At 41.0% G+C, this 25785-nt stretch carries 26 protein-coding genes; 17 read left to right on the forward strand and 9 right to left on the reverse strand.

Translation table 11 applies throughout. The features are described 5' to 3' along the window. The first annotated feature begins 18 nt into the window (after window positions 1-18). The gene (locus D7004_RS21210; RefSeq protein WP_123204322.1) at window positions 19-63 is read left to right on the forward strand and encodes an erythromycin resistance leader peptide; all 45 of its coding nucleotides are present in this window, start codon (window positions 19-21) and stop codon (window positions 61-63) included. On the opposite strand, the gene D7004_RS02080 is transcribed toward D7004_RS21210, so the two are convergent. Both D7004_RS02080 and D7004_RS02085 read right to left on the reverse strand, forming a co-directional pair. Then, window positions 60-2753, reverse strand: coding sequence for a cation-translocating P-type ATPase (locus D7004_RS02080; protein WP_123204219.1), 2694 nt, complete (start codon window positions 2751-2753; stop codon window positions 60-62). The genes D7004_RS21210 and D7004_RS02080 overlap by 4 nt on opposite strands. 4 nt (window positions 2754-2757) lie before the next feature. Then, window positions 2758-4005 (reverse strand): acetate/propionate family kinase, encoded by a 1248-nt coding sequence (locus tag D7004_RS02085; RefSeq protein ID WP_244214222.1) that lies wholly within the window; start codon window positions 4003-4005, stop codon window positions 2758-2760. A gap of 265 nt (window positions 4006-4270) precedes the next feature. On the opposite strand from D7004_RS02085, the gene D7004_RS02090 reads away from it, so the two are divergent. Both D7004_RS02090 and D7004_RS02095 read left to right on the forward strand, forming a co-directional pair. Beyond that, window positions 4271-5488, forward strand: a complete 1218-nt coding sequence (locus tag D7004_RS02090) for a PAS domain-containing sensor histidine kinase (RefSeq protein ID WP_123204220.1) — start codon at window positions 4271-4273, stop codon at window positions 5486-5488. Further along, the gene (locus D7004_RS02095) at window positions 5463-6512 is read left to right on the forward strand and encodes a response regulator (protein WP_123204221.1); all 1050 of its coding nucleotides are present in this window, start codon (window positions 5463-5465) and stop codon (window positions 6510-6512) included. The genes D7004_RS02090 and D7004_RS02095 overlap by 26 nt, the downstream gene beginning before the upstream one ends. A gap of 23 nt (window positions 6513-6535) precedes the next feature. Here the strand turns inward: D7004_RS02095 and D7004_RS02100 are convergent, their stop codons facing one another. The 4 genes from D7004_RS02100 to D7004_RS02115 all read right to left on the reverse strand — a co-directional run bounded on the left by D7004_RS02100 (window position 6536) and on the right by D7004_RS02115 (window position 9527). Then, a complete protein-coding gene (locus D7004_RS02100; RefSeq protein WP_123204222.1) occupies window positions 6536-6838 on the reverse strand; it encodes a chaperone modulator CbpM in 303 nt (100 codons plus the stop codon). Then, a complete protein-coding gene (locus D7004_RS02105) occupies window positions 6828-7715 on the reverse strand; it encodes a DnaJ C-terminal domain-containing protein (protein ID WP_123204223.1) in 888 nt (295 codons plus the stop codon). Before D7004_RS02105 ends, D7004_RS02100 begins: the two co-directional genes overlap by 11 nt. Before the next feature lie 31 nt (window positions 7716-7746). After that, window positions 7747-8487, reverse strand: coding sequence for an SDR family NAD(P)-dependent oxidoreductase (locus tag D7004_RS02110; protein WP_123204224.1), 741 nt, complete (start codon window positions 8485-8487; stop codon window positions 7747-7749). A 167-nt stretch (window positions 8488-8654) separates the two neighbouring features. After that, window positions 8655-9527, reverse strand: a complete 873-nt coding sequence (locus D7004_RS02115; RefSeq protein WP_123204225.1) for a universal stress protein — start codon at window positions 9525-9527, stop codon at window positions 8655-8657. 358 nt (window positions 9528-9885) lie between these two features. On the opposite strand from D7004_RS02115, the gene D7004_RS02120 reads away from it, so the two are divergent. The 4 genes from D7004_RS02120 to D7004_RS02135 all read left to right on the forward strand — a co-directional run bounded on the left by D7004_RS02120 (window position 9886) and on the right by D7004_RS02135 (window position 14263). Continuing rightward, window positions 9886-11514 (forward strand): L,D-transpeptidase family protein, encoded by a 1629-nt coding sequence (locus D7004_RS02120; RefSeq protein WP_167459375.1) that lies wholly within the window; start codon window positions 9886-9888, stop codon window positions 11512-11514. A 198-nt stretch (window positions 11515-11712) separates the two neighbouring features. After that, window positions 11713-12483 carry an MlaE family ABC transporter permease gene (locus tag D7004_RS02125; protein ID WP_123204227.1) on the forward strand — a complete coding sequence of 257 codons (771 nt, stop codon included), beginning with the start codon at window positions 11713-11715 and terminating at the stop codon, window positions 12481-12483. A gap of 5 nt (window positions 12484-12488) precedes the next feature. Continuing rightward, window positions 12489-13268: an ABC transporter ATP-binding protein gene (locus D7004_RS02130; protein ID WP_208646774.1), complete on the forward strand. Its 780-nt coding sequence runs from the start codon at window positions 12489-12491 to the stop codon at window positions 13266-13268. A gap of 5 nt (window positions 13269-13273) precedes the next feature. Beyond that, the gene (locus tag D7004_RS02135; RefSeq protein WP_123204229.1) at window positions 13274-14263 is read left to right on the forward strand and encodes an MlaD family protein; all 990 of its coding nucleotides are present in this window, start codon (window positions 13274-13276) and stop codon (window positions 14261-14263) included. A 316-nt stretch (window positions 14264-14579) separates the two neighbouring features. On the opposite strand, the gene D7004_RS02140 is transcribed toward D7004_RS02135, so the two are convergent. Together D7004_RS02140 and D7004_RS02145 are read right to left on the reverse strand one after the other, a co-directional pair. Beyond that, window positions 14580-15962, reverse strand: a complete 1383-nt coding sequence (locus D7004_RS02140; protein WP_123204230.1) for an NAD-dependent succinate-semialdehyde dehydrogenase — start codon at window positions 15960-15962, stop codon at window positions 14580-14582. 42 nt (window positions 15963-16004) lie between these two features. Beyond that, on the reverse strand, window positions 16005-16685 hold the full coding sequence (locus tag D7004_RS02145; protein WP_123204231.1) for a BON domain-containing protein: 681 nt from the start codon (window positions 16683-16685) through the stop codon (window positions 16005-16007). Window positions 16686-17159: 474 nt separating this feature from the next. On the opposite strand from D7004_RS02145, the gene D7004_RS02150 reads away from it, so the two are divergent. The 7 genes from D7004_RS02150 to D7004_RS02180 all read left to right on the forward strand — a co-directional run bounded on the left by D7004_RS02150 (window position 17160) and on the right by D7004_RS02180 (window position 20612). Continuing rightward, window positions 17160-17720 carry a helix-turn-helix domain-containing protein gene (locus D7004_RS02150; RefSeq protein ID WP_123204232.1) on the forward strand — a complete coding sequence of 187 codons (561 nt, stop codon included), beginning with the start codon at window positions 17160-17162 and terminating at the stop codon, window positions 17718-17720. Window positions 17721-17787: 67 nt separating this feature from the next. Further along, complete coding sequence (locus D7004_RS02155) at window positions 17788-18441, forward strand: BON domain-containing protein (RefSeq protein ID WP_123204324.1); 654 nt, start codon at window positions 17788-17790, stop codon at window positions 18439-18441. A 115-nt stretch (window positions 18442-18556) separates the two neighbouring features. Continuing rightward, window positions 18557-18967 (forward strand): hypothetical protein, encoded by a 411-nt coding sequence (locus tag D7004_RS02160; protein WP_123204233.1) that lies wholly within the window; start codon window positions 18557-18559, stop codon window positions 18965-18967. 126 nt (window positions 18968-19093) lie between these two features. Further along, complete coding sequence (locus D7004_RS02165) at window positions 19094-19279, forward strand: SHOCT domain-containing protein (protein WP_244214223.1); 186 nt, start codon at window positions 19094-19096, stop codon at window positions 19277-19279. A gap of 59 nt (window positions 19280-19338) precedes the next feature. Next, entirely contained in the window at window positions 19339-19737 is a 399-nt protein-coding gene (locus tag D7004_RS02170; protein ID WP_123204235.1) for a cupin domain-containing protein, read from the forward strand. A 113-nt stretch (window positions 19738-19850) separates the two neighbouring features. Next, complete coding sequence (locus D7004_RS02175; RefSeq protein ID WP_123204236.1) at window positions 19851-20147, forward strand: hypothetical protein; 297 nt, start codon at window positions 19851-19853, stop codon at window positions 20145-20147. Between the two features lie 102 nt (window positions 20148-20249). Continuing rightward, window positions 20250-20612 carry a hypothetical protein gene (locus D7004_RS02180; protein ID WP_244214224.1) on the forward strand — a complete coding sequence of 121 codons (363 nt, stop codon included), beginning with the start codon at window positions 20250-20252 and terminating at the stop codon, window positions 20610-20612. A 123-nt stretch (window positions 20613-20735) separates the two neighbouring features. Here the strand turns inward: D7004_RS02180 and D7004_RS02185 are convergent, their stop codons facing one another. Beyond that, window positions 20736-21407 (reverse strand): BON domain-containing protein, encoded by a 672-nt coding sequence (locus D7004_RS02185; RefSeq protein ID WP_123204237.1) that lies wholly within the window; start codon window positions 21405-21407, stop codon window positions 20736-20738. A 231-nt stretch (window positions 21408-21638) separates the two neighbouring features. On the opposite strand from D7004_RS02185, the gene D7004_RS02190 reads away from it, so the two are divergent. From D7004_RS02190 to D7004_RS02200, 3 genes are read left to right on the forward strand one after another with little or no spacing between them, the layout of a single operon-like run. After that, window positions 21639-22307, forward strand: coding sequence for an HAD family hydrolase (locus D7004_RS02190; RefSeq protein ID WP_123204238.1), 669 nt, complete (start codon window positions 21639-21641; stop codon window positions 22305-22307). Window positions 22308-22348: 41 nt separating this feature from the next. Beyond that, window positions 22349-24733 carry a phosphoketolase family protein gene (locus D7004_RS02195; RefSeq protein ID WP_123204239.1) on the forward strand — a complete coding sequence of 795 codons (2385 nt, stop codon included), beginning with the start codon at window positions 22349-22351 and terminating at the stop codon, window positions 24731-24733. Beyond that, on the forward strand, window positions 24709-25785 hold the full coding sequence (locus D7004_RS02200; protein ID WP_244214225.1) for a class I fructose-bisphosphate aldolase: 1077 nt from the start codon (window positions 24709-24711) through the stop codon (window positions 25783-25785). The genes D7004_RS02195 and D7004_RS02200 overlap by 25 nt, the downstream gene beginning before the upstream one ends.

Below are 25785 nucleotides of genomic sequence, written 5' to 3' on the forward strand. Positions count from 1 at the left end.
TGGCAGTCACTTAAAAAGATGTTTATCATCAATAAAGATCGGTACCAGCCTAACTTATATTAATTGCCAGGAACAGCTCTTTTCTCCAATACCAACTTATAAAACTGTACGAAAAATAATGGAAGCATGCTGGCAAATCCTATAATAAACATAGCCTGAAGGGGAATTAAATATAGATTTAGTGCCTCACGGCTCTGCCTAAACGAGTATACTGCTGCCAGGAGAACAAAGCAAAGCAGAAGCGCAATCCAAACGAATTTATTTTTAGTAACCTCATTAACGAGTATTCTTGAATGAGCCGAAGACATATTAAAAACATGAAACAACTGCGAGGCGGCCAGGGTTAGGAAAGCGACATTATTGAGCACCTTTACATCAGTAGTAACATATATCTTGCATAGGAAGATGGCCAGCAATACAGATCCAGTCATCATTAAGGCATAAATCAAAATAACCAGCCAGTTGTAGTTAGAAATAATATCCAGTTTGGGATCACGTGGCGGCCTTTGCATAACCGTTGCATCCCCTTTACCCAGGCCGAGTGCAAGAGCAGGAAATACGTCGGTAACCATATTCAGGAACAAAATCTGTAAAGGAAAAAGCATTGCTACATTTGCCAGGAAGCCCAAGATCGTCACGATAAAAATCTCGCTTAAGTTGCAGGATACCAGATAAATCACGAAGCGCTGGATGTTCTGAAAGATTTCCCTTCCATGGGCAACAGCCTGTGAAATGGAAGTAAAAGAATCATCCTTGAGAACAATACTCGCCGTTTCTTTAGCCACCTGTGTTCCCCTAAGTCCCATTGCAATGCCTATATCTGCTTTTTTTAGTGCCGGTGCATCGTTCACCCCATCTCCGGTCATTGCTACAATAAACCCTGCTTTTTGATAGACTTCTACGATTTCAAGTTTCTGTTTCGGCGTTGTCCTTGCAAATACGGAGGTGGAAAGAACACGCTTTGTCCATTCATCTCCAAGAACTTCCATTTCCGGCAGTTCACTCCCAGCAATTACCTTATTATCATCCATCGCTGTTATACCTACTTTTTTAGCAATATTCAGGGCGGTCATGGGATGGTCTCCGGTAATCATTACAATTTTAATCCCGGCTGAATGGCAGGCGCTGATGGCACCCTTTATATCCATTCTGGGCGGATCTAAAAAGCCAACCATTCCTACGTAAACCAAATCTAGTAGATAATCCCCTGCCGGCATTTCAGTGAATATGCGGTACGCAAAAGCAAGCACCCTAAGGCCCGATGAGGAAAGCGCTTCTGCCCGGGATAGAATCTTTTCGCGTTCCTCTTTTGATAAGTCCCTGGCTGTGGTTCCAAATTTTAAGGTTTTGCATTTAAGCAGCAGGTCTTCGACTGACCCTTTCGCAGAAACAAAAAAACCCGTGCTAGCCTGATGGAGGGTACCCATAAGCTTGGTTTCGGAACTAAAGGGTATTTCAGCCAGGCGCTTAAATTCACCTGCAGTTTTTTTCGCAGGAAATCCAGTGGCATCAGCCAGCACCAATAATGCTATTTCAATGGGATCTCCGGAAGATTTCTTGTCTTTATCTGCTTGGTGCAATGGCGCATTGTTGCAAAGGCTCCCGATACGCACAAGCAACTCGAGATTCTCCTGACATTTTTCAATTCCGGTTTCTTTGTATTCAAGTGAACCATTCTTTATCGAAACATTCAGCTCAAGGGAAGGAAAAGAGAGTACTTCAACAAAAATTTTGTTTTCGGTAAGCGTTCCGGTTTTATCCGTCAGGATAACATTTACGCCGCCGAGCGTTTCTACAGAGGATAGTTTTTTAACAATGGCATTTTTTCTGGCCATCAGCAGCATTCCATACGCAAGCGCTACAGTAGCTACAATTGGAAGTCCTTCGGGGAAAGCCGCAACAGCCAATGCGATTGAAGTTTCCAGGATCTGCAGCCACGGTTTTCCTTCGATTATACCCGAAAAAGCAAAAATGCCGGTCATAATCAAGGTAATCCAAATGAGTTTTTTGGTCAGCTTACTTATTTTGATATCAAGGGGTGTCTTTGTCGAAGCTGAACGACCGACCAGTTCGCTTATCTTTCCAAGCTCTGTATTTTCGGCAATCCCGGTAATGATTACCCTTGCATTCCCATTCATTATAGCTGTTCCTTTATATACCATATTCTCGGCAGCTAAAGGCTCTATTTTTTCGGTAAGTGTTTTATTCGTTTTTAAAACAGGAAAGGATTCTCCCGTTAGAGCAGATTCATCAACCTGAAGACCATTGATTGAAACAATCCTTCCATCACCCGAAACTACATCTCCTGCTTCCAAAAGAAGTAGATCACCGGGTGTAAGACCATCTGAAGAGATTTCAATTGTCTTTCCACCCCTAATTACCCTAGAATAGCTGACGTCCATTTCCCTTAGGGCACGCATGGAACTTCTTGCCTGCAGCTCCATAAAAAAACCGATCATGGCATTAACGAGGATAACAATATATATCGCTATCGCCTCCACGATATTTTTAAAATAAAGAGAGGCAAATCCGGTCAGTAAGAGCAGGTAAACTATCGGACTATTGAACTGTTCAAAAGCCATACTCCACAGGCTTTTCTGCTTTTGGCTTTTATTAATATTAAGTCCAAACCGTTTGGATCGCTTGGAAGCCTCTGCTTTACTAAGTCCTTCGTGCCGTTCTGTCGATAGGTTTTTTACAACACTTTCAATTTTTAGAGAATAAGCTGCTTTAAGTGGATACTCAATGTTCATATTTTTAAGCTGTTTCTACACCTGAATGCATTGAAAATTTTGGATCTATTTCTTCACAAGCCAAGAGAATACTTTTTGTATGCATGGCTATCATGCGTTCTTCATTGGTTTCCATCACACGGATGCATACCTTGCTGCTTTGACAGGAAATAATTTTTTCGGAACGCAGGTTGAGGCAGTGATCGATTTTCAGACCCATGAAATCCATATCTGCACATATACGCTCCCTGATTTCAAATGAGTTTTCCCCTATCCCACCAGTAAAGATGAGCAGATCAAGACCGCCGAGCGAGGCAGCGAGGGCTGCAATAAATTTCTTTGCCTGTGTGCAGTATAAAGTAAATGCATCCTCCGCAAGCTTATCACTATTCCTGCGTTTTAAAATATCCCGCATGTCAGCAGTACCGGCAATGGCTTTTATGCCAGCATCCTCGCTAAGTTCTACATCAAGTTCTTCAGGGGTGATATCGTTCATTTTGAGCATAAAAAGGATGGCGCCGGGATCAAGGTCGCCACAGCGGGTAGCCATAACCAGCCCACCCATCGGGCTGATGCCCATGGTCGTATCAACACCTATACCTGCTGAAACGGCAGCCATGCTCGAGCCACTTCCAAGATGAGCAATGATGATCTTTTTCTGATCGATAAAAGCATGTTGCTGATTGAGTTTTTGCATAATGTACTCATAAGAAAGGCCATGAAAGCCATACCTCATCAATCCCTGCTCTTTATACTTTATCGGCAGTGGGTAATATTTATTCTGATCGGGCATATCCCGGTGAAAGTTCGTATCAAAACAGGCGACATGTTTAATCTTTGGAAACGCTATCAAAAAGGTATCGATAAGACTCAGCTCTTCAGGCAAATGATTGGGGGCTAAAAATATGAGTGCTTTTAAATCCACCAATACTTTTTCGGTGATAATTTCCGGAATCCTGTGCTCGGGTCCTCCCTGTACCAAACGGTAGCCAATGGCGGATATCAGGCAGTATTTTTTATTTTCCTTCATCCAGAGAATTATAGCCGTTGCAGCATCTGCAATGTTCCGGTAGTGTTGTGTACTTGTGCGTAGCTGATGATGGTGACTATCAGATATCTTCATAGTACCAGATGCTTTGCCAATCCCATTTATCACCCCAGACCATTGCCTGTGCATCGTGTGGTAATGGTAAATAGCAAATTTCAGACTTGAGGAGCCGGAATTGAGCACCAGCACGAAATGTTCCTTGATTGATTGCATACTCTTTTCCATATTTCTATCCGAATTAAATTTTACTGAATCGCTTTCTTACCTTCGTTATGGTAAAGGTAGCTTGTGGAGAAGCCACTGTAAATGACCTTGCCACAAGCTTATCGTGATGCCAATCACCTATATGCCGATTATTGTACCTACATTGTACCAAAACGTAGGAACTTAAATGGTCTTTCAATTGATCAGGAGTTGCAGGGATGAAACAAAAGCATCTGCCGATTGTCTGTTTTAAACAGCTAATTATTTACCTGTTAATCAATAATTTATGGAAAACACCGTATTGCTTAAAGCAATCATTGAAAATGCAATAGACGGCTTGATTACCATAGATGATCGTGGGATTATTGAATCCATCAACCCTTCGGCATGTAAACTTTTTCATTATTCGGCTGACGAGGTCGTTGGTCATAATATATCTATGCTAATGCCGCAACCCGACCGGACCAGGCATGACGGCTATCTTTTTCAGTATAAAAAAACAGGGCATGCCAGTATCATAGGTATTGGAAGGGAACTTGTTGGATTGAAAAAAAACGGTAGCCAGTTTCCTTTTCGGCTGGGGGTAAGTGAGGTGCAATATTCTGGAAGAATTATTTATGCCGGATTTATACACGATCTGACCCGGGAAAAGGAAGCTGAAGGGAAATTACAGGATTATGCGGCATTACTGGAGGAACAGGTTGAAGAACGTACGCATTCGCTAAAAAATGCGGTTAATGTATTACAGCAAACACAGGATGAGCTGAATTTATCCCTGAATAAGGAAAAAGAACTCGGACAGCTCAAGAGCCGCTTTGTATCTATTGCATCACATGAGTTCCGTACTCCGTTGAGTATGGTCCAGCTCTCCGCTTCACTCATCGACCGTTATGCAGAAAACCAGGACCGGGAAAGCATTGGAAAACATGTTGTCAAGATCAAAGATGCAGTGCTGAATATTACAGCTATACTCAATGATTTTCTTTCGCTGGAAAAACTCGATTCGGGCATGGTGAAACCAAAGCTCAGCCATTTTAACCTTTCGGAAATGGCCGAAGAGATTACCGGCGAAATGCAAATTACGCTTAAAGGAAAACAGAAAATTATTTTTAAGCACAGAGGACCTGGCCAGATAATTAACCTAGACCAGAATCTGCTGAAAAACTGCATTGTGATCCTCATCGATAATGCAATCAAATATTCGGGCGATGAGAGCGAAATCCAGTTCTATACAAAAATCAATGAAAACAATTTTTCAATAAGAATTTGCGACAATGGGATCGGCATTCCCGAAACGGATCACAAACACCTCTTTGAAGCATTTTTCAGGGCCCATAACACAGGAAACATTTCCGGGAATGGCCTTGGTCTGAGCATACTCTCCAGATATACCGGGCTAATGAACGGAAAAGTAAGTTTTAGGAGCAGAGTTAACCGAGGTACATTATTTACACTAACCTTTCCACTATCCAATAACCATGAGCAAAAAAATACTGATCATTGAAGATCATGATGCTATCCGTGCAAACGTGGTAGAAATTTTAGAAATGGCACTCTATACCGTATTTCAGGCAGAAAATGGAAAAATTGGTGTAGATATGGCCCTAAAAAATATCCCTGACATTATTTTGTGCGACATTATGATGCCCGAACTGGATGGCTATGGCGTACTGTATATGCTCAATAAACATGTAGAAACTTCAGGGATACCCTTTATTTTTCTAACGGCAAAGGCTGAGCATGCAGACCTTAGAAAGGGAATGGAACTCGGCGCAGACGATTATCTAATCAAGCCTTTTGATGATATGGAACTGCTGAACGCAATAGACATCCGCTTAAGAAAAAAAGCCATGGCTGAACATTCCCACAAAACCAATTCTGAGGAATTTAAAGTACTTGTATCAAAGACAGATGGGCTGGCAGAATTCAATAAAATTATTGAAGGCAGAAAGAGCAGGGAGTTTAAAAAGAACCAGGTTATCTATTATGAAGACGATCATGGTAAAGGGTTGTACCTCATCACCCAAGGCAGGGTCAAAACCATCAAGCTTGCTCAAGATGGCCGCGAACTAATGACAGGCATGTACAGCGAGGGAGATTACATTGGGATAAATGCCGTATTAAGCGGCAGCACTTATGCCGATACTGCAACAACAATAGAAGACAGCCTGCTCTGCCTGATACCTACAGAACAGATGGAAAGTGTTTTCAGTCTTTATCCTGAGGTTGCCAGAAAGTTTATCCATTTGCTTTCGAGAGATAACCGCGAAAAGGAAGATCAACTCTTACAACTGGCTTATCATTCGGTAAGAAAAAAAATGGCAGGAACATTGGTTAAGCTGCACAGCAAGGATATGAAAAATAACTTTTTCACCATTACCAGGGAAGATCTTGCTGCGATGGCCTGCATGGCTACCGAAACGGTTAGCCGTACACTTTCAGATTTTAAGGATGAAAAACTGATTGAAAGAACTGGTTCAAGGATTACCTTACTGGACCTCAATGGACTTTCAAAAATGAAAAATTAGAGAACCTAAATAAAGCTTTATAGTTAATTATGCAGAATTAAATCAGGAAAAATGGCTGTTATTGGCATTTTTAGTTCAATTTTCAATATTGCGATCTGTTCTAATAATCCTTTAATTGCATGTAAGCCCTCCAGATTGATTTCAAGCTCTTGGTGCAGGCGGATCATTTTCTCCAAATCCGCGAGTTCATCCTTTAAAAGGTAATCCTGCTGCGCTATTTTAAATACGTTTACAATACCGAATTCATGCAGCCGATAAATAAAGGAAATCTCTACTTCATTGTATAGACAGAATATTTCCAATGGTACTAAATGCTCAGTTTCCATTTCTGATGTTGCTTAATTCGGTGAATAATTCCTTTTCCCGATCGGAAAGATCTGTTGGGAGTTTAACCTTGAAGTTTATGTAAAGATCTCCATATTGGTTTTCCTTTTTATAAATGGGAAAACCTTTGCCTTTCAGTTTTACTTTGGTTTCACTCTGCGTACCGGGTGCCACTTTTAATTTAACTTTTCCTGTGAAAGTTTCAATTAGAATTTCACCGCCCAGCATTGCCTTATAAAGGTCAAGATCAACATCGAGATGCAGGTTATTTCCATTTCTTTTAAAAAGCGTATTGTTTTCAACCACAAATGTGATATAAAGATCTCCGTTAGGTCCACCATTGGCTCCGGGGCTGCCATGATCCTTTATCTTGATGACCTGGCCGTTTTCTATTCCGGCAGGAAAAGTCAATCTAATCTGCTTACCGTTTACCGTTAAGGTTTGTTTCCGGCTTTCATAAACATCCCTGAGTTTAAGATTTACTTCCGCATTAAGATCCTGTCCGCGGTATTTTGTCTGTCTGCCACGGTTCCCGGCTCCATACATGGATGCAAAGAATTCAGAAAAATCATCAGCTCCGAACGATTGTTTAGCGTTCTGCCCTCCGTAGCTGTGTTGTTGCTGTTGTTGTGCTGCTTTTTCAAACTGTTCGGCATTTTTCCAGTCTTTTCCATGTTTATCGTATTTCTTACGTTTTTCCGGATCGCTTAAAACCTCATTGGCCTCGTTGATGGCTTTGAATTTCTGCTCGGCCTCTTTATTATCAGGATTAAGATCCGGATGGTATTTGCGGGCAAATTTTCGGTAAGCGGTTTTAATCTCAGCGGCTGTCGCTGCCTTTGTAATACCGAGCAACTGATAGTAATCTATAAACTCCATTCTGTTTGGATGAACCTATGCGTAATAAAAATTATTTGGAAAGATATCCGCCATCAATTGGATAGTAGCTTCCAGTTACAAAGGAGGCTTTCTCGCTTCCAAGCCAAAATATCAACTCTGCCACTTCAGCGCTTTTACCCAAACGGCCAATAGGATGCATTGAAATAAGCTGATTTTTCATTTCAGCATCCAAGGCATTCAGTAAGGGTGTATCGATGAAACCTGGACCAACAGCATTAACACGGATATTCTGCGATGAATATTCTAATGCGGCTGTTTGGGTGAGTCCGATGATGCCATGCTTTGCCGCACTATATCCTGCGGAGCCGGCAAAACCTACCGCCCCAAGTATCGAAGAGATATTGACCACGCTGCCTCCGCCGTTTTTGAGCATTGCTGCGATCTGGTATTTCATTCCATAAAAAACACTGTTTAGGTTTACAGATATAATTTTCTGCCAGCCTTCCAGGCTCATATTTGTAACGTTATTCTGTTCGCCTCCAATCCCTGCATTATTTACTGCTATATCCAGTTTTCCATAAGTATTTATTGCGTACTCAACTAAGGCTTCCATTTGCTCAGGAATGGCAACATCTGTTTGGTAAAAAGAGGCAATACCTCCTTTAGAAATTATTTCTTTTACAAAGAGATCTCCCTGAAGCTTATCGATGTCTGAAATGATTACGTTTGCTCCTGCCTCTGCAAATAATACGGCTGTTGCTTTTCCGATTCCGGATGCGCCACCGGTAATAATAACTGTTTTACCTTCCATTATGTGATTTTATTATCTGGTAAATTTAGGTCGAGCAAAAAGCTTAGACCATGACAAAGATCACTTGTATAGATGACCAAAAACATGGAAAACTGGAACTGTTCCAGGCTAATGGAATTAAAGAAATACAGGTGAATTAAAGGGAATACATTAAAAAAACTGAATGATTAGCAGAGCGTTCCAGGATAACCTTCGGGCATAACTAATAAGGGAAGTTTAGTCTCCCGGGCCATTTTCTGGGCATGGCTTCCGTGTACGAAATCATTCATAACGCCATGTCTGCGGTGAATCATCACCAATAAATCTGTTTCTCCATGGTTCTTTAACCATCCTAGGCCATCTTCAACTTTCCCCTGGTAAACATTTTCATAATAAATCCGGTCGTAAATTATTTTATTTTTAAGCTCAGTCAAAAATGCGTTAATACGCCCGGTCATTCCCTTATTTATGTTGCGCCCGATCACGTGTACAATAGGCAGTTCCGCATGGAGCAAACCTGCAAAATCGGCCAGCGACTGGATCGAATCCATGTCTTCAACACAAAGGTCAGTTGCGAAGGCGATTTTTCGGATGGGTTTATAAGCAGTGCCTTTCGGAATCAGTAGTACTGGATAATCTGCGGAATCTATTATATCACGGCTGCTACTCCCCAGGATTAATCGTTTCATATTCCCCGCCCCTGAAAGTCCCATCACTACAAGACCTATTCCTTCTTGCTGAACGGTTTCCCTGAGCAGATCGGTAACGGAGCCCAAATCGGACTTTATAGCAATCTTCGGTAAGATCAGGGTATTTTCTGAGGTGGCATGCATCCGTTCCAGTAGGACTTCTGAAAGATCTTTTAGGCGGATATCCGTACGCTTAATGAGCGTTTGATAATCTTCCATTGGCCATAGAATCTCCACCGGGGAGTCTGTGGTAATTGCAGCAGCATTGAGCAATATGGTATCGGTCCTGACTGCTTGGGCCAGTTGAATGGCATATCGTGCGGCATCGTCAGCAGCTACTGAAAAATCGGTGGCAATAAGTATTTTTTTCATCCAAGTATTCTTAGGTTTTTAATGGTAATCAAGTGAGCAGAATCTATTGCATAGCGACGGTCTTAAAAATCATAATGGTTCATTATGTTATATTTTCAGATACAAAACTTGTAAATCCAAAGTTGCAGGGCAATGATGATGGTCAAGTAAGTATATGATGCCCGACACGGCAACGATTTGGGAAAGTGTGAATCATGCAACATATGCAGATAAAAAGATAACATGCTCAAATCCGAAAACCAGATATTGCATATCCATATTGTTATCCTACTGCAGATCTATCGGTCCGCAGCCGTTAGACTGCTTATTAATTCCATCGGAAAAGGAATTTCTATTCCATTATCCAAAATCCCTTAATATGAAATTCAGAAAAGATCGCTTACTTAAATACTTATACACGGCTTTGCGACCGATTACCCTGATTTCTGTAATGCTGAGCTGCAGAGCGCAAACAAAAACAGAGCTGGTCAGTACAGATTCGCTTTCAGTGACTGGAAAATTCAGCGATCAAAAAATAGCTGTTTTCGATAGTTTAAATGTAATAACCTTTTTTTCACGCTACCCAAAACTTGCAACTTACCAGCCTGCACTTGTGGATTTCTACCGAAAAAGAAAATTCTCTTATGCATGGTATGATAAAGGCAGACTAAATTTTCAGGCGCACAACCTTAGTAGCCGTGTGCTAAACATAAGTGCGGAAGGCATCTATCAAACCTTGCCTTACCTCAGTGTACTGGATTCCCTTGTAAACAGCCCCACAGAAGGCACTAAAAAACTCACGCCAAATCCCACCACCGAGCTGATGCTTACTGCACAATATTTTCTGTTTTCCAAAATAGCCTGGCAGGGACAGGACGACTCGTTGAGTACTACCTCGGGCTGGTTTATCCCACGAAAAAAAATCGCTTATGCGCAGCTCCTCGATAGTTTGCTTAGTGAACAGAATACCAAAAGACAGTTTGCTGTACCTGTTTACAGACAGTATGAATTGCTAAAATCATTTCTTAAAAAATACAGAGACCTGTCTTTTCAAGACTGGCCGGTACTTCTTGACAGCCTAAGACCTTTAAGACCTGGCGATAGTGCGCTTGTAATTGCTGAGGTAAGGTTGCGGCTTTTCAAGCTTGGCGATCTTATTGGCGATACCATTAGCACAACATATGATCAGGAACTTATCGACGGGCTGGAACATTTTCAGCAAAGGCACGGCTTAAAGGAAGATGGACTTTTAGGGCCGGATACATTTGCCCAGCTTAATGTTCCCATAGCGCAACGCATCAAACAAATTATTGTAAATATGGAACGCTGCAGGTGGCTTCCGGTGGGTTCGGATGCGGATTACCTGGCTGTAAATATTCCTGAATATAAACTGCATGTGTACCGAGGCGACAGTTTGCTTTGGAGCTGCAATGTGGTGGTTGGACAAAGCTGGAGCAGAACAACTGTTTTTTTTGGCGAGCTAAAACATATTGTGTTCAGTCCTTACTGGAATATTCCGGAAAGCATCGTAAAAAAGGAGGTTCTTCCGGGCATGCAAAGAGATCCTGCTTACTTATCCAAACACGATATGCAGATAACCACTTATCGAGGTAAGATTCCTGTTGTAAGGCAAAAACCTGGAAAAAGGAACTCCCTTGGACTTGTTAAATTTATTTTTCCAAACAGCTACAGCATTTACATGCATGATACACCCAGCAAATCCCTATTTGGGGAAACTGAGCGGGCTTTCAGTCATGGCTGCATCAGAGTAATGGAGCCTGTAAAGCTCGCAGAATTCTTACTGGCTAATCAAAAGAATTGGAACAAGGAAAAAATTTTAGGTGCAATGCATTTAGGCAGAGAACGGTACGTAACCTTAACACAGCAGGTACCTGTTTATATTGCTTACCTGACAGCCTTTTGTGACCGCAACAATGTCCTCAACTTCAGAAATGATATTTATAACCTGGATGAACCTATGGCGGCTTCTTTAATAGCAAACCAGTAATCTCGAAACACCACCTGCGTAATGAAATGATACATAAGTGTGAATCATACAATATATCAAAAGAATTGGATAACGTTTTAGCCTACCAAAAATGGAATTTTGCAGCAGGATCTTTTGTCAATAGGCAATAAAGCATCCATCTAATAATTCTTGGAAAAGAGGGCTTGATATCTTCGTTCCCATTTAACAAAGTCATATATGTCAATAATTTCTGAGTCAAAAGATTTTCTGGACCAAACCGGGCAGATTTCCAGGTTTGCGGGGCGTTTTTTCTCGCATGGGCTTAAGCCTAAGTTTGAAGTTAAAGAACTTCTGGTACAGTGCTATTTAATTGGCTACAAGTCATTTCCGCTGGTGGGACTTACCGGTTTTATTATGGGACTTGTGCTCACCATGCAGCTTCGTCCATCACTGGTAAGCTACGGGGTACAGTCTGAACTTCCGGTCATGGTGGGCATTGCTATTGTAAGGGAAATTGGTCCGGTTATCACCGCATTAATCTTTGCTGGAAAAATAGGTAGTAGTATTGGTGCCGAACTGGGATCGATGAAGGTAACCGAGCAAATCGATTCGATGGATGTAAGCGGGACAAATCCCTTTAAATACCTGGTAGCTACAAGGGTAATCGCGACCAGCTTAATGCTTCCGATATTGACTATTCTTGGAGATGCCATTTCGCTCTTCGGCGCATACATTGGCGTAAACATCAAATCCGTAACCAATATCAGGTTCTTTTTTGTTCAGGTGTTTGAAAGTTTAAGCTATAGCGATGTACTTCCGGCTGTGATAAAAACCATATTCTTTGGTTTTGCTGTAGGTCTGGTTGGATGCTATAAAGGCTTTAACTCTACAAAGGGTACTCAAGGCGTAGGACGTTCCGCCAATTCTGCGGTCGTGCTTTCTTCTGTACTAATATTCATTCTGGATCTCCTTACCGTCCAACTGACCAATCTGCTGGGTTTAAATTGATGGACATGGATAAAGAAATAACAGCAGTTCAACCAACACAACACCATCAGCCAATAAGCGAGCCGGTCATCGTCATCGAAAACCTCTACAAAAAATTTGGAGATAACGTCATTTTGGAAAATTTTTCCCTTAGCGTAAAAAGAGAAGAAAACGTAGTGGTACTCGGAAAATCCGGCGCAGGAAAATCAGTATTGATTAAATGCATTATCGGACTTTTAAAACCTGATAAAGGTAAGATCTTGGTTTTTGGAGAAGATATTACAATGATGGATGAGGACGAACTCGCAACGGCACGGACCAAAATTGGTTTTCTATTTCAAGCCAATGCACTTTATGATTCAATGACGGTTAGGGAGAATTTAGAATTTCCACTGCGCAGGCACTGGACCAGCCTTGGAGAAGCTGAAGTTGACAAAATGGTTAAGGAAGCACTTGAAAATGTTGGACTGACCCATACTTCGGATATGATGCCAACCGAACTTTCAGGAGGCATGCTCAAAAGAATTGCCTTGGCCAGGACATTGATTCTAAAACCGGAAATCATCCTGTATGACGAGCCTACAACCGGACTTGATCCAATTACAGCCAGAGAAATCGATCAACTAATCCTTACCCTTCAAAAGAAATATAAAACTTCATCCATCATCATCTCTCATGACATGAACTGTGTGAGAAATATTGCAGACCGTGTCGTACTCCTTTTGGAAGGCATGTGTTATGCGCAGGGAACATACGAAACGCTAGAGGCTTCTAGCGACCCTAAAATCAATCAATTTTTTAAATAAACATTATGGCAAAGACAGAAGGAAAAAATATCAAACTTGGCATTTTCGTCCTAGCGGGCTTAATGGTACTGGTATTCTCATTTTATATGATAGGCCGAAGCCGCAATATATTTGGAAGGGACTTTGAAATAAAGGCACGCTTTAATAACCTTAATGGATTGATGGAAGGTAACAACGTTTTGTTCTCAGGCATTCAAGCAGGAACGGTAAAAAGCATCGATATGGTTAACGATACCACAATTGAGGTGACCATGCAGATCAACAGCAAGGTTCGTCCTTATATTCACAAAAATGCACAAGCAGCGATAGGAACCGAAGGACTAATGGGCAACAAAGTGATCAATATTGAACCCGTAAAATTGCCTGGTGAAAAAGTTTCTGAAGGAGATATGCTGGATGCACAGAAGCTGGTGAGCACCGATGAGATGCTCAAAACCCTCTCTAAGACTAATAATGATGTAGCTGCGATAGCCAAGGCGCTAAAAGAAACCGTTCTTCGCTTAGATACCAGTGAAATTTTCAATCTGATGAATGATCCGGAAATTGGACTAAGCCTAAAATCTTCACTTAACGAAATCAACATGGCTACGAAAAATGCCAATCAGATGAGCAATGGGTTAAACGCTTTGGTTGGAAATATCCGAAATGGGAAAGGTGCTGCAGGACTTTTATTAACCGACACCTTGCTCGCCGCTGATTTGAAATATGCAGTCGCTGATTTCAAAGCTACAGCAGGAAATACCAAAAAGGTTACCGGCCAGCTTGGTGATATGGTGAAAGGAATTGATTATGAAATAAATTATGGTAAAGGGCCATTGCATGCCCTGCTCAGGGATTCATCTTTTACGATAAAACTTGGTAACAGCTTAGATAACCTTCAGAAAGGAACTGATGGATTCGCTGATTTGATGGATGCTACCAAGCATAGTTTTCTCTTCCGCGGATATTTCAGAAAACAGGAGCAGAAGCAGCAAAAAACCAAAACTAAAGAATAGCGAAAAATGGAACTAATAAGGCCATAATCGATACATAGACTACAAAAAAAATGTCTGCATCTGCAGAGCATGCGTCTGTTTTCTGTTTATCATAGCAATCTGCCAAATAATTGGCTCGCCTGGTTATCAATAGATGATTTAGTTAAGCCAAGCGTACAATCAAGATCGAATTCAAGCAGTTTTTCATATTAGTAGATTATTTCCTTTTAAATGTCGATTTCCTGACCAGCTTCTAAATTTTTAAATAAAAAATGCCTTTCCTAACCCTGTTTAAAATAGTACAGGACCGGGAAAGACATTGCTATTTATTTTGCTGTTAAAATGGATCGGTCAGTGCACTAACCCTAATCAGTTTTTTGTTTACAAATTCCTGTATACCAAGACTGGAAAGCTCCCTTCCGTATCCGGAACCCTTGGTACCTCCAAAAGGCAGATCTGCCTGGGTCCAGGTTGGATGGTTAATAAAAACCATACCCGTATCTATCTGTTCGGCCAGGCGTTTGCCTTTTTCAATATCGCTGGTAAAAATACTCCCACCTAATCCAAATAGCGAATCATTGGCCAGATCGATTGCCGCCTGTTCATCTTTTACCCTGTAAAAAGCTGCAACGGGTCCGAATAACTCTTCGTGGTAAGCGGCCATTCCTGGTTTTATATCACCTAAAATAGTGGCTTCAATAAATGCTCCCTGACGATCGATCAGTTTCCCACCCAACAGGACCTTCGCCCCTGCGCTTACGCTCCGTTGAACCTGTTCGATTAGATTGATTACTGCACCTTCAGAACTTAATGGTCCAAGTTGGGTATCACTATCCATCGGACCGCCTACTTTCAAACCGCTCATTTTAGCTTTGAACTTAGCCAGAAATTCATCCGCAACTTCCTCCACCACAATGATCCTTTTTGCTGCAACGCAGCATTGACCAGTATTGTTCATTCTTCCGATCACTGCCCAGTCTACCGACTGATCGATATCTGCATCAGCAAGAACGATGAAAGCATCGCTACCACCAAGCTCAAGAACAGATTTCTTTAGTGCTTTTCCGGCCGCGGCAGCAATGCTTGCACCTGCTGCTTCACTTCCAGTAAGGGAAACTCCTTTTATGCGCACATCCGCTACAACTTCATCAATACGGCTTCCGCTTAAGAAAAGATTGGTGTAAACGCCATTGGGTGCTCCGGCTTCCTCAAAAAGTCTGTGTATGGCCAATGCACATTGGGGAACATTGCTGGCGTGTTTCACTACAACAACATTTCCTGCCATGATGTTAGGCGCTGCAAAACGGGCTACCTGGTAAAAGGGAAAGTTCCAGGGCTCTACTCCCAGCAGCACGCCTATTGGCGTACTCTTAATGTATGCTTCCCCAAATTCAGGTTCAAGACGCTGATCTTCCAAAAAAGTTTCTGCATTCTCTGCATAGTAATCTATAATATCTGCACTCAGGTCTATTTCTCCGTAACTCTGCGCAAGCAGTTTTCCCATTTCAAGAGTAATAAGTTTAGCAAGGATATCTTTTTGCTTACGCATGAGATTTGCAACTTTGTGTAGCAGGTTTGCCCGCTCAGTAAAAGTCGTTTTCCTCCAATACTGAAAGGTTTCATCTGCAATGGAGATTGCGATTTCTACTGCATCGGGTGTCATTTCCTCGTAGCTTTTAATAACCTGATTATTAAAAGGGTTGATGGTTTGTATGGCCATGTTTAAAAATTAAGGTATTTATTTATATTTTTTCTTTAATGTTCAATAACTATGCTCTGATGAGCAATCAGCATATTCTATCTTCAGTTTATTGTAGACGTTACAAACTCCGGGTGCATTCCAGGCAATCCGTTCTGCGGTATTGCGCTGATAAATGGAATGCACTTTCCCCATCAAGGTAACCTGGTTGTCAAGAACGGAAACTTCAATTTCCTGATCATCTATAGCCCAGTTTCTCAGAAGTGCATTCTCGATAGTTGCCTTTTCAACATCATCTTCGCTCTCAGAACGGATGCTTATATTATTGGTAATCATCCTCACTCCTGGCAGATGATGTACTGCTCTTTCCGCCTCCTCTTTTTGAGCGATCCATTTGACTTTGCCCTCAAGGGTAACCCAGCCATCCTCAACAAGTACGCTTATACTGTCTTTGATTATATCGGGGCTGAACGCTAACGCTTTCAGAATATCCGATGCCAGTGCTTCATCTGTTTTAATTTCATCCGCCCCGAATTTCACCTTAATCTTTTCCTCTACTGCATGTACTCCGGGTATCATCCCTGCAACGTGCTCAGCTGCTCTTTTTTTGACGTAGCTATCAACCGTCCCTGATAAGGTAACGATGCCTTCATTTGCGCTAACCTCTATATGTGCTGTATCGAGTAATGGCTCGAGCATTATGGCCTCCGTTACTTCGTTTTTTAGTGTTTCATTGTGTTTCATTTGATATTGATATTAGTATCTGGTAAAAGTCTCCCTTCAAAACCTATTTAATTTGGTCATTTAGTGCCTCGATTTTAAGGAAGAATCAATAGAATTATTAATTAATAAAGGTCTTCCTATTCTATTTCTTCACAAATGATGCAAGTCATGATGATATAAGACGTTCATCAACGCTTAAAATGCTGATAACTGGTCAACGCTCGAAACAGCGATCAAAGGTTGCCTATTTGTTAACTGTATACGTTGCACCATTAAAGAAAAGCTTTGCAGGATTCACACTAAGCATATCCTTTCAACCATCGAATAAAATTGAAACGCATATTAGCTTATACCAAAATCTGTATGATGATGAACATCTACGAACCGCATGACGGGCGTCATTCCCAAAACAGTGCTCAATACTGAATTTTGTTGAATGGGCGGTGTGCCTATAAAATGCTTTTTAGTTTTTAATCCATCATAAGCGATTCAACTATGAAATTACATATCAGGAATATGGTCAGCAACCCTTGTAAAATGATCGTAAAAAACGAGCTCGATCGGATCGGCTTAGACTATGAAAGCATTTCACTTGGAGAGGTTGCAATGCGAAACATACCAACAAAAGATGAATACAGGTTGCTTAAAGCAGCACTAATTAGGTTTGGTCTTGAACTTATGGTAGATAAAAAAGCGATGCTGATTGAGCGAATCAAGAATACGATAATCGATATGGTACACTATACAGATGAGCTACCCAAAGTTAAAAACTCCAATTACATCAGTGAAAAGATTGAACATGATTACACCTATCTGGCCAATGTATTTTCGCAGGAAACAGGAATGACCATTGAACATTATATTATAAACCATAAAATAGAGCGGGCAAAAGAACTGATCCTTTACGATGAATTAAACCTCACTGAAATTTCCTACTTGTTGAACTATAGTAGCGTAGCCCATCTTTCAAGACAGTTTAAGCAGGTAACGGGGCTGACAGCCTCATTTTTCAGGAATGCGCCGTTTGATAGTCGTATTGCACTTGAAAATGTTTAGGAAAAGATTAAAAAATATTATCCGGATTAGGATATTAAACTGGTACTGGATACAAAACAGAGAAAAAATGAAAAAAAACGAGGAATTACAGAAAGATGTGCAGGATGCCATCAGATGGGAACCGCTTTTGCACGCCGCAGAGATCGGAGTAACGGTTAAGGACGGTATTGTTACCTTAACAGGATCAGTTGACAGCTATCGAAAAAAACTTGAAGCCGAAGAGGCTGCAAAAAACGTATCGGGAGTTAAGGGTGTAGCAGAAGAAATAACGGTTAATTTGGGTTCAGCTTCCAACAGTAATGATACGGATATAGCGGCCAACGTAATCAATACTTTCAAAGGAGATTCCGAAGTGCCAGATAATCATTTGAGCGTTGAAGTGGAACAAGGATGGGTTACCTTGAGCGGAAAGGTAAAGTGGAACTATCAGCGTGATGCAGCAGAAAAAGCAGCTACCAACCTCGCTGGTGTAAAAGGAATTTCTAACTACATCGAGATCAGATCTGTTCATGGAGATGATATCGAAAAGTCTGCTATTGAAAAAGCAATTAAGCGTAATTCTTCGCTAAAAGATTGTAAGATCAAAGTTAAGGTTTCGGGCAACCAAGTAAACCTGCACGGACATGTAAGTACTTTTTACCAGAAAGATGAGGCCGGAAGAATGGCCTGGAACGCCTGTGGTGTAACTATGGTTGGCAACGACTTGCTAGTTGAACACTAGGTTTTAAAGATGATACTCATCTGGTAAGGCATTGGAGACTTAATATTATCCAATGCTTTATATTTTAAAAAATCCGACAGAATTTAGTTTATACAAATCAATTATCCATCAACTGATGTCAATTCAACGAGAGATTACGTGGCTCTTCCTATTATCGATACCAATTGCTTGCGTGGCCTGGACGGTTACGCATGAGGAAGTTTTCCGCGAACCCAGGGAATATTGTACAAAAAGAAGCCTAAATAGTAAAAGCATTCTGGTTAGGAAATTCTTTTACCTGTTTACCTGCGAATACTGTTTTAGCCATTATATTTCAATTATTTTTATAATCCTCACTGACTTTCACCTTTTAATGGATGATTGGAGAGGATATCTGATTGCTGGCTTTTCCCTAGTCTGGATTGCCAACACCTACATGAGCCTATTCGGACTTATCCGCCAGGACATCTCAAAGGAGAAGGCTGAAATCCGCGAAATCGTTTCCAACTTAAAAGAAGCTCCACAAAAAAACAATGCAAAAGTGTGAATCATGTAAGGAATAAACAGAATTCCATAAACTGCAAGCGTACTAAAACAGGCAGATTTGTTGAGTCCGGATGTCTGGTCAAAAATCAATAAAATTATGATGTTTTATGAAAATAATTACTGGGGAATGGATTTCATCTGGTGGTGTATATGGGTAGTATTCCTGTTTTGGATATTCGCGCTACCCTATCAAATACCTGGACAAAGACACAGAAAAGATACGCCTCTTGATATTTTGAACCGAAGATTTGCATCGGGAGAAATCAGTAAGGAAGAATTTAAGGAAAGAAAAGATATTCTTCTGGCATCATAATCACAAACCATAAAAACGGCTTATCAAATGCCGTTTTTTCAAACTTAAAAAAAAATCGCATGAACGGATTTAAAAGTAGTATCGAAGCGGATACTTTGGAAAATACCAATTTCAGAAAAGTACTCTACACAGGTAAACACCTCCAGGTAGTATTGATGAACCTGCCTCCAGGAACGGACATCGGTGAAGAGGTTCACCATTCAAACGACCAGTTTTTCCGTTTTGAAGGCGGGCATGGCAAATGTTTTATAGACGGTAACGAATATTACGTAAAAGCCGGCGATGCCATTGTGGTTCCTGCTGGTGCAAATCACAATGTTATCAATACCGATACAGAAGTTGACCTAAGCATATACACCATTTACGGTCCACCTAACCATAAGGATGGAATTATGAGGGCAACAAAAGAAGCTGCAGAAGAGCATGGCGAGGGATTTGATGGCATGACCACAGAATAAACTTAGAAAAAACCCTGTTTTTTACACCTTAAAGAAATCTAAGTAAAAGATATTATCAATGTTAATATCCAAAGAAATGAAAGAGATGTAAACTCCATAAACACTAATAACTAATGACTACTGAAATAAAAAACATAAGATGGGTTACTTCAGAGGATCTATTTGGAACCCTGAAAACAGATTTTGCCGATTACCTGAACAAAAAACTGGATGCAGCAGTTGCAGTTGAATTCGAACGCATTTATGATATTATCAATGTATCTTTTCCGGAAATAATTACTGGCACAGCCTTTCATATTGTCGTTTCTGAAGAAGAAATTACGCTTTCCACAGATAATACTATTCCTGCAAACAACAGTGAGGCCCTGGAAAAACAGCTTATCGATTTTCTGAAATTGAACCTTAATTAAACACCTCTTCAATCCAAGGCAATATAGATTATAGGCTTTGCCTTAAAATTGCCCTACCTAGAAAATAGCACCATGATAAAAAAAACAAAAATCGGCATATGGATGAATCATTCTGTGGCCAACCTAATGGACTATCCAGCGAGCCCTATACTTACAAGGACAGTCGAGTGTGCCTTTACCACAAAAGCTAAAGAAGAATCACTAACACGTGGGGAAAGCACGATGCACACCAAAGAACAGGGAGAACAGGCAGATTACTATAAGAAATTGGGTGAGCTCATCAGGAAATATGATGAGGTGCTGCTTTTTGGACCTACTGAAGCTAAAACCGAATTGTATAATACTTTTAAGGATAATTATCTGTTTTCGAAAATTAAGGTGGAAATCCGCTCGGCTGATAAAATGACCGAAAACCAGCAACATGCTTTCGTCAAAACCTACTTTGAATCGAATTCAATAAATTAATATGGCAGGGCTAAAAGCATCTTTAAAAACATTTAATGAAGACTAGTTTTCTGGTTCTTGAATCAATAAAAAAATCGGGAGAATATTAAAATTAAAAGGGGAGCAAAAAGCTCCCCTTTTAATTTAGTCCATCATTAAATAATCGTATTGTACTGAGATTTCATTATCCACAAACCAAACACCCGGAGCGTTCCAGGCGATACGCTGTGCTTCGTCTTTTTGAAATAATGAACTTACCTCACCGCTCAGTGTAACACGATTTCCCAAAACGTTTACATGGATATCCTGATCATTAATTGACCAGTTGCGGGCTATGGCTCTTTCGATGTCGCTTTTTTCAACAGCATCTTTTACATCAGAGGCAATTTTGATGCTATTGATTACTCCTTTTACGCCAAGCAAATTTTTAATAGCCGTTTTTGCAGCATCTTTTTGATAATTCCAGCTTAGTTCGCCTTCAAGCGTTACCCAACCTTTTTCTACCTTAACCTTAATTTTATCATTGGGTACCTGCCAGCTCCAGTTTAATGCGTTGAGTACTTCTCTTGCAATATCACCATCTTCTTTTTCGCCCCAGTCGCCAAATCTAACTTCAATATTTTCAACTACTGCCGAAACGCCACTTACCTTTTTTGCTGCATCTTCTGCCTCTGTTTTTTTAACATAACTGTCAACATTCCCTGTCAAAGTTACTACGCCATCTTTAACTGTTACGCCTATTTCTGCTGCATTCAAAAGTGGTTCCCATTTAATGGCCTCCTGAACGTCTTTCTGTAAACTTTCGTTACTTTTCATCTTTGATGATTTTAGCGTGAATTATTTCACAATCAAAGGTTGGTCAATTGGTGAGTTTTGATGTTATATCTTTTAATGAAATCCTTATACAATTCACATACAGCTTCTAGAAATTTCTTATACATCAAAAGTGTGAATTCTATAAAATTATACCGCATTTGTGCAACTCGAAAAACGTCTATCCTTACCATCTTTACCTGATGAGTAGCAAAGGATTTAGAACGTTTAAACATGAGAACTAGAACACGCATAACAACACTTTTCGTGGATATCGGTGGCGTATTGCTGAGCGACGGCTGGGACAGAAATGCACGAAAAAGCGCTGCCCAACAGTTTAACATTAACCATCAGGAAATGGAAGAAAGGCATCATATTAATTTTGAAACCTATGAACTTGGTAAGATTTCACTAGACACCTATCTCAAAAGTGCTGTGTTCTATAAAAAAAGGAATTTCGCTTTAGAGGATTTCAGAAGCTTCATGTTTGCAGCTTCGAAACCTTATCCTGAAATGCTGTCTCTAATCACAACCTTAAAAGAAAAATACTGTTTAAAAATTGCAGTGGTGAGTAACGAAGGCCGAGAACTAAATGAATACCGTATCCATAAATTCAAATTGGAAGATTTTGTGGATTCGTTTATTTCTTCCTCTTTCGTGCATCTGCGCAAACCGGATATGGATATTTTCCAAATGGCGATAGACATAGTCCAATCTACGCCATCGGAAATTCTTTACATCGAAAATCAGCCTGTTTTTATTCAGAATGCTGAGCAGATCGGTATCAGGGGAATTTTGCATAAGAATTATAAGAATACATTAAATGAGCTCATTGGATTTGGGCTAGAACCCTTTTCTGCCGATTGCAACGTGCTTAATCAAGAAATTACACTTATCGCATAAATGACAGTTATAAATTACTACGCTTTAAACATATAAAAAGAATGGAAGAATTATTATTAGATACCGAATTAGAGCAAATCTCACCGGAACTTTTAAATAAGATGGATGCTTACTGGAGAGCGGCTAATTACCTCTCAGTAGGACAGATTTATCTTTATGATAATCCACTGCTCAGGAACAAACTATTATTGTCTCATGTAAAACCCATTGTTGTCGGTCATTGGGGAACTACTCCTGGCCAGAACTTTATCTATGTTCACCTTAACCGGGTAATCAAAAAATTTGATTTGAACATGTTTTACATTTCAGGGCCTGGGCATGGAGGGCCAGCATTGGTTGCCAACACTTATCTGGAGGGCAGCTACACCGAAGTCTATCCTAACATCAGCCAGGATGAAGATGGAATAAAAAAGCTATTTACCCAGTTTTCGTTTCCAGGTGGAATATCAAGCCATGTGGCCCCAAGTACTCCGGGTTCAATCCATGAAGGTGGAGAACTGGGTTATTCACTAAGCCATGCTTTTGGGGCTGTTTTCGATAACCCCAAACTTATCGTTGCCTGTATTGTAGGTGATGGCGAAGCGGAAACTGGTCCTCTAGCTACGGCATGGCATTCAAACAAATTTCTTAACCCAATTACTGATGGAGCGGTATTGCCTATCCTTCACCTTAATGGATATAAAATTAGTAATCCTACGCTCCTAGCCCGCATAGCACATGAAGAATTAGAACAGTTTTTTAAGGGTTGTGGGTGGAAGCCTTATTTTGTTGAAGGAAACGATCCGGAAAAAATGCACATGGAAATGGCGATTGTTACAGAAAAAGCCGTGACTGATATACGAAGGTTTCAGGAACATGCAAGAACAAAATCTGACAATACAAGACCACACTGGCCGATGATTGTGCTTCGTTCACCAAAGGGCTGGACAGGTCCAAAAGTTGTCGATGGTTTGCAGAATGAAGGTACTTTCCGCTCCCATCAGGTTCCAATTCTGGTAGATGAAAAACATCCGCAAAATGTTGTGTTACTGGAAAACTGGATGAAAAGTTATAGGGCCAAAGAGCTTTTTGACGAGGAAGGCAGGCTGATACCGGAACTGGCAGCGCTTGCTCCTAAAGGCAACAGCCGCATGGGTTCCAATCCACACACCAATGGTGGGCTATTGCTTGAAGACCTGATAATGCCGGATTTCCGAGCGTTCGCAATTGATGTACCATCACCCGGAGCAGTTGAGGGACAGGATACAATGATATTAGCAAAGTTCTTGAGCGAAGTCGTCAGGCTAAACCAAAACAATTTCAGGGTATTTGGTCCGGATGAAACCTTATCCAATCTTTTAGGTGCTGTTTTTCAGGTGAGTAACCGTCAGTGGGACGCCAATATACAGGATAATGATGAATTTCTTTCACCGTCAGGACGCATACTGGATGCTCAACTCAGTGAGCATCAATGCGAAGGCTGGCTGGAAGGCTATTTGCTTACCGGAAGGCATGGGATTTTTAATAGTTACGAAGCATTTATACGCATCGTGGATTCCATGTTCAGTCAGCATGCCAAATGGCTGAAGGTTACCAGGGAACTTCCATGGAGAAGAAATATAGCATCGCTGAATTATCTTCTAGCGTCGCACGTCTGGCAACAGGATCATAATGGATTTACCCATCAGGATCCAGGCTTTCTGGATCATGTGATCAGTAAAAAAGCAGATGTTGTTAGGGTTTACCTACCACCAGATGCGAACTGCCTGCTTTCTGTATTCGATCACTGTCTTCGCAGCAAACACTATGTAAATGTTGTTGTCGCCGGAAAACACGCCTTGCCACAATGGCTGAACATGCAGCAGGCTGAAACGCATTGCACAGAGGGCATCGGTATCTGGCAATGGGCAAGTAATGACCAGGGTTCAGAACCTGATGTTATTATGGCGAGTTGTGGCGATACCGTTACACTCGAGCTCCTCGCAGCAGTTTCGATATTAAGGGAACATCTCCCAGAGCTTAAAGTCAGGGTTGTTAATGTGGTTGATTTGATGAAAATGCAGTCCAGTTCGGAACATCCGCATGGCCTAAGTGAAGTGGATTATGATTCTATATTTACTCGGGATAAACACATTATATTCAACTTTCATGGTTATCCATGGCTGGTACACCGCATCAGCTACCGAAGGGCTAACCGCAATCTACATGTACGGGGATATAAAGAAGAAGGAACCATTACAACCCCTTTCGACTTGAGGGTACAGAACGAGATTGACCGTTTCCACCTAGTTATCGATGTCATCGATCGTGTACCTAATCTTGGCAGCAAGGGCGCTTATTTAAAACAGCAACTGAAGGATAAGCTTATTGAACATAAGCACTATGTAAACAGATATGGAAAAGATATGCCCGAAATACTGGAATGGAAATGGAATATCAAAGTATGAATGTAAAGAAACTCACCGAAACCACCCATGCATTGCTTGCCGATAACAAGGGGCTTTTTGCTATGGACGAGAGTATTTCCACCTGCAACAAACGTTTCGCAGATGCTGGCATTGCTCAAACAGAAGAAAACCGAAGACGCTATAGGGAGTTGATCATCAAGACCAGTGGCCTTAATGAAAGCATCAGTGGGGTGATTTTATACCATGAAACCATTCGACAAAGTGACGAATCGGGAATTCCTTTCATCAAAATCATTACCGATGCAGGAATAATACCGGGAATTAAGGTTGACATCGGCACGGAAGATCTCGCCGGATTTCCGGATGAAAAAATAACCGAAGGGCTGGATGGATTGAGGTATCGCCTGAAAGAATATGCCAGGATGGGTGCCAGATTTTCCAAATGGAGAGCAGTAATGTTCATTGGCCAGGGAATTCCATCAAGAAACTGTATCATATCCAACGCAAATGCACTCGCTAGGTATGCAGCACTTTGCCAGGAATGTGGCCTGGTTCCTATTGTGGAACCAGAGGTGATGATGCTTGGCGGTCATTCTTCCAAAATGTGTTATACAATTACCAAAGAAGTAATCAACACCGTATTTGATGAGCTCTACCTTCAAAATATCGCGTTGGAGGGAATAATCCTGAAACCCAATATGATCCTGCCTGGACTGGATTCCGGAGAAAAAAAATCTGCAGAAAAAATCGCAGAGGATACCATTAAATGTTTAATGGAATGCGTACCGGCGGCTGTTCCTGGTATTGCATTTCTTTCAGGCGGCCAGTCTCCACAAGAGGCCTCCATAAGACTGAATGCCATGAAGCAAAACCCGGCATCAAACCTGCCATGGAAACTTACGTTTTCGTTTGGACGGGCACTCCAGGAGACGGCACTTATGAGCTGGAAAGGAGATGATGCTAATATGGTTAATGCACAACAGGATATCTATCATCGTGCAAAATGCAACAGGGCGGCAAACATGGGCCTTTATAATGATGAGATTGAGAAAAGAAACCAAAAAGGATTGAAACTCCATATTTTAGGATAA

The sequence above is a fragment of the Pedobacter jejuensis genome, from assembly GCF_003725795.1.
GTDB classification, from domain to species: Bacteria; Bacteroidota; Bacteroidia; order Sphingobacteriales; family Sphingobacteriaceae; genus Pedobacter; species Pedobacter jejuensis.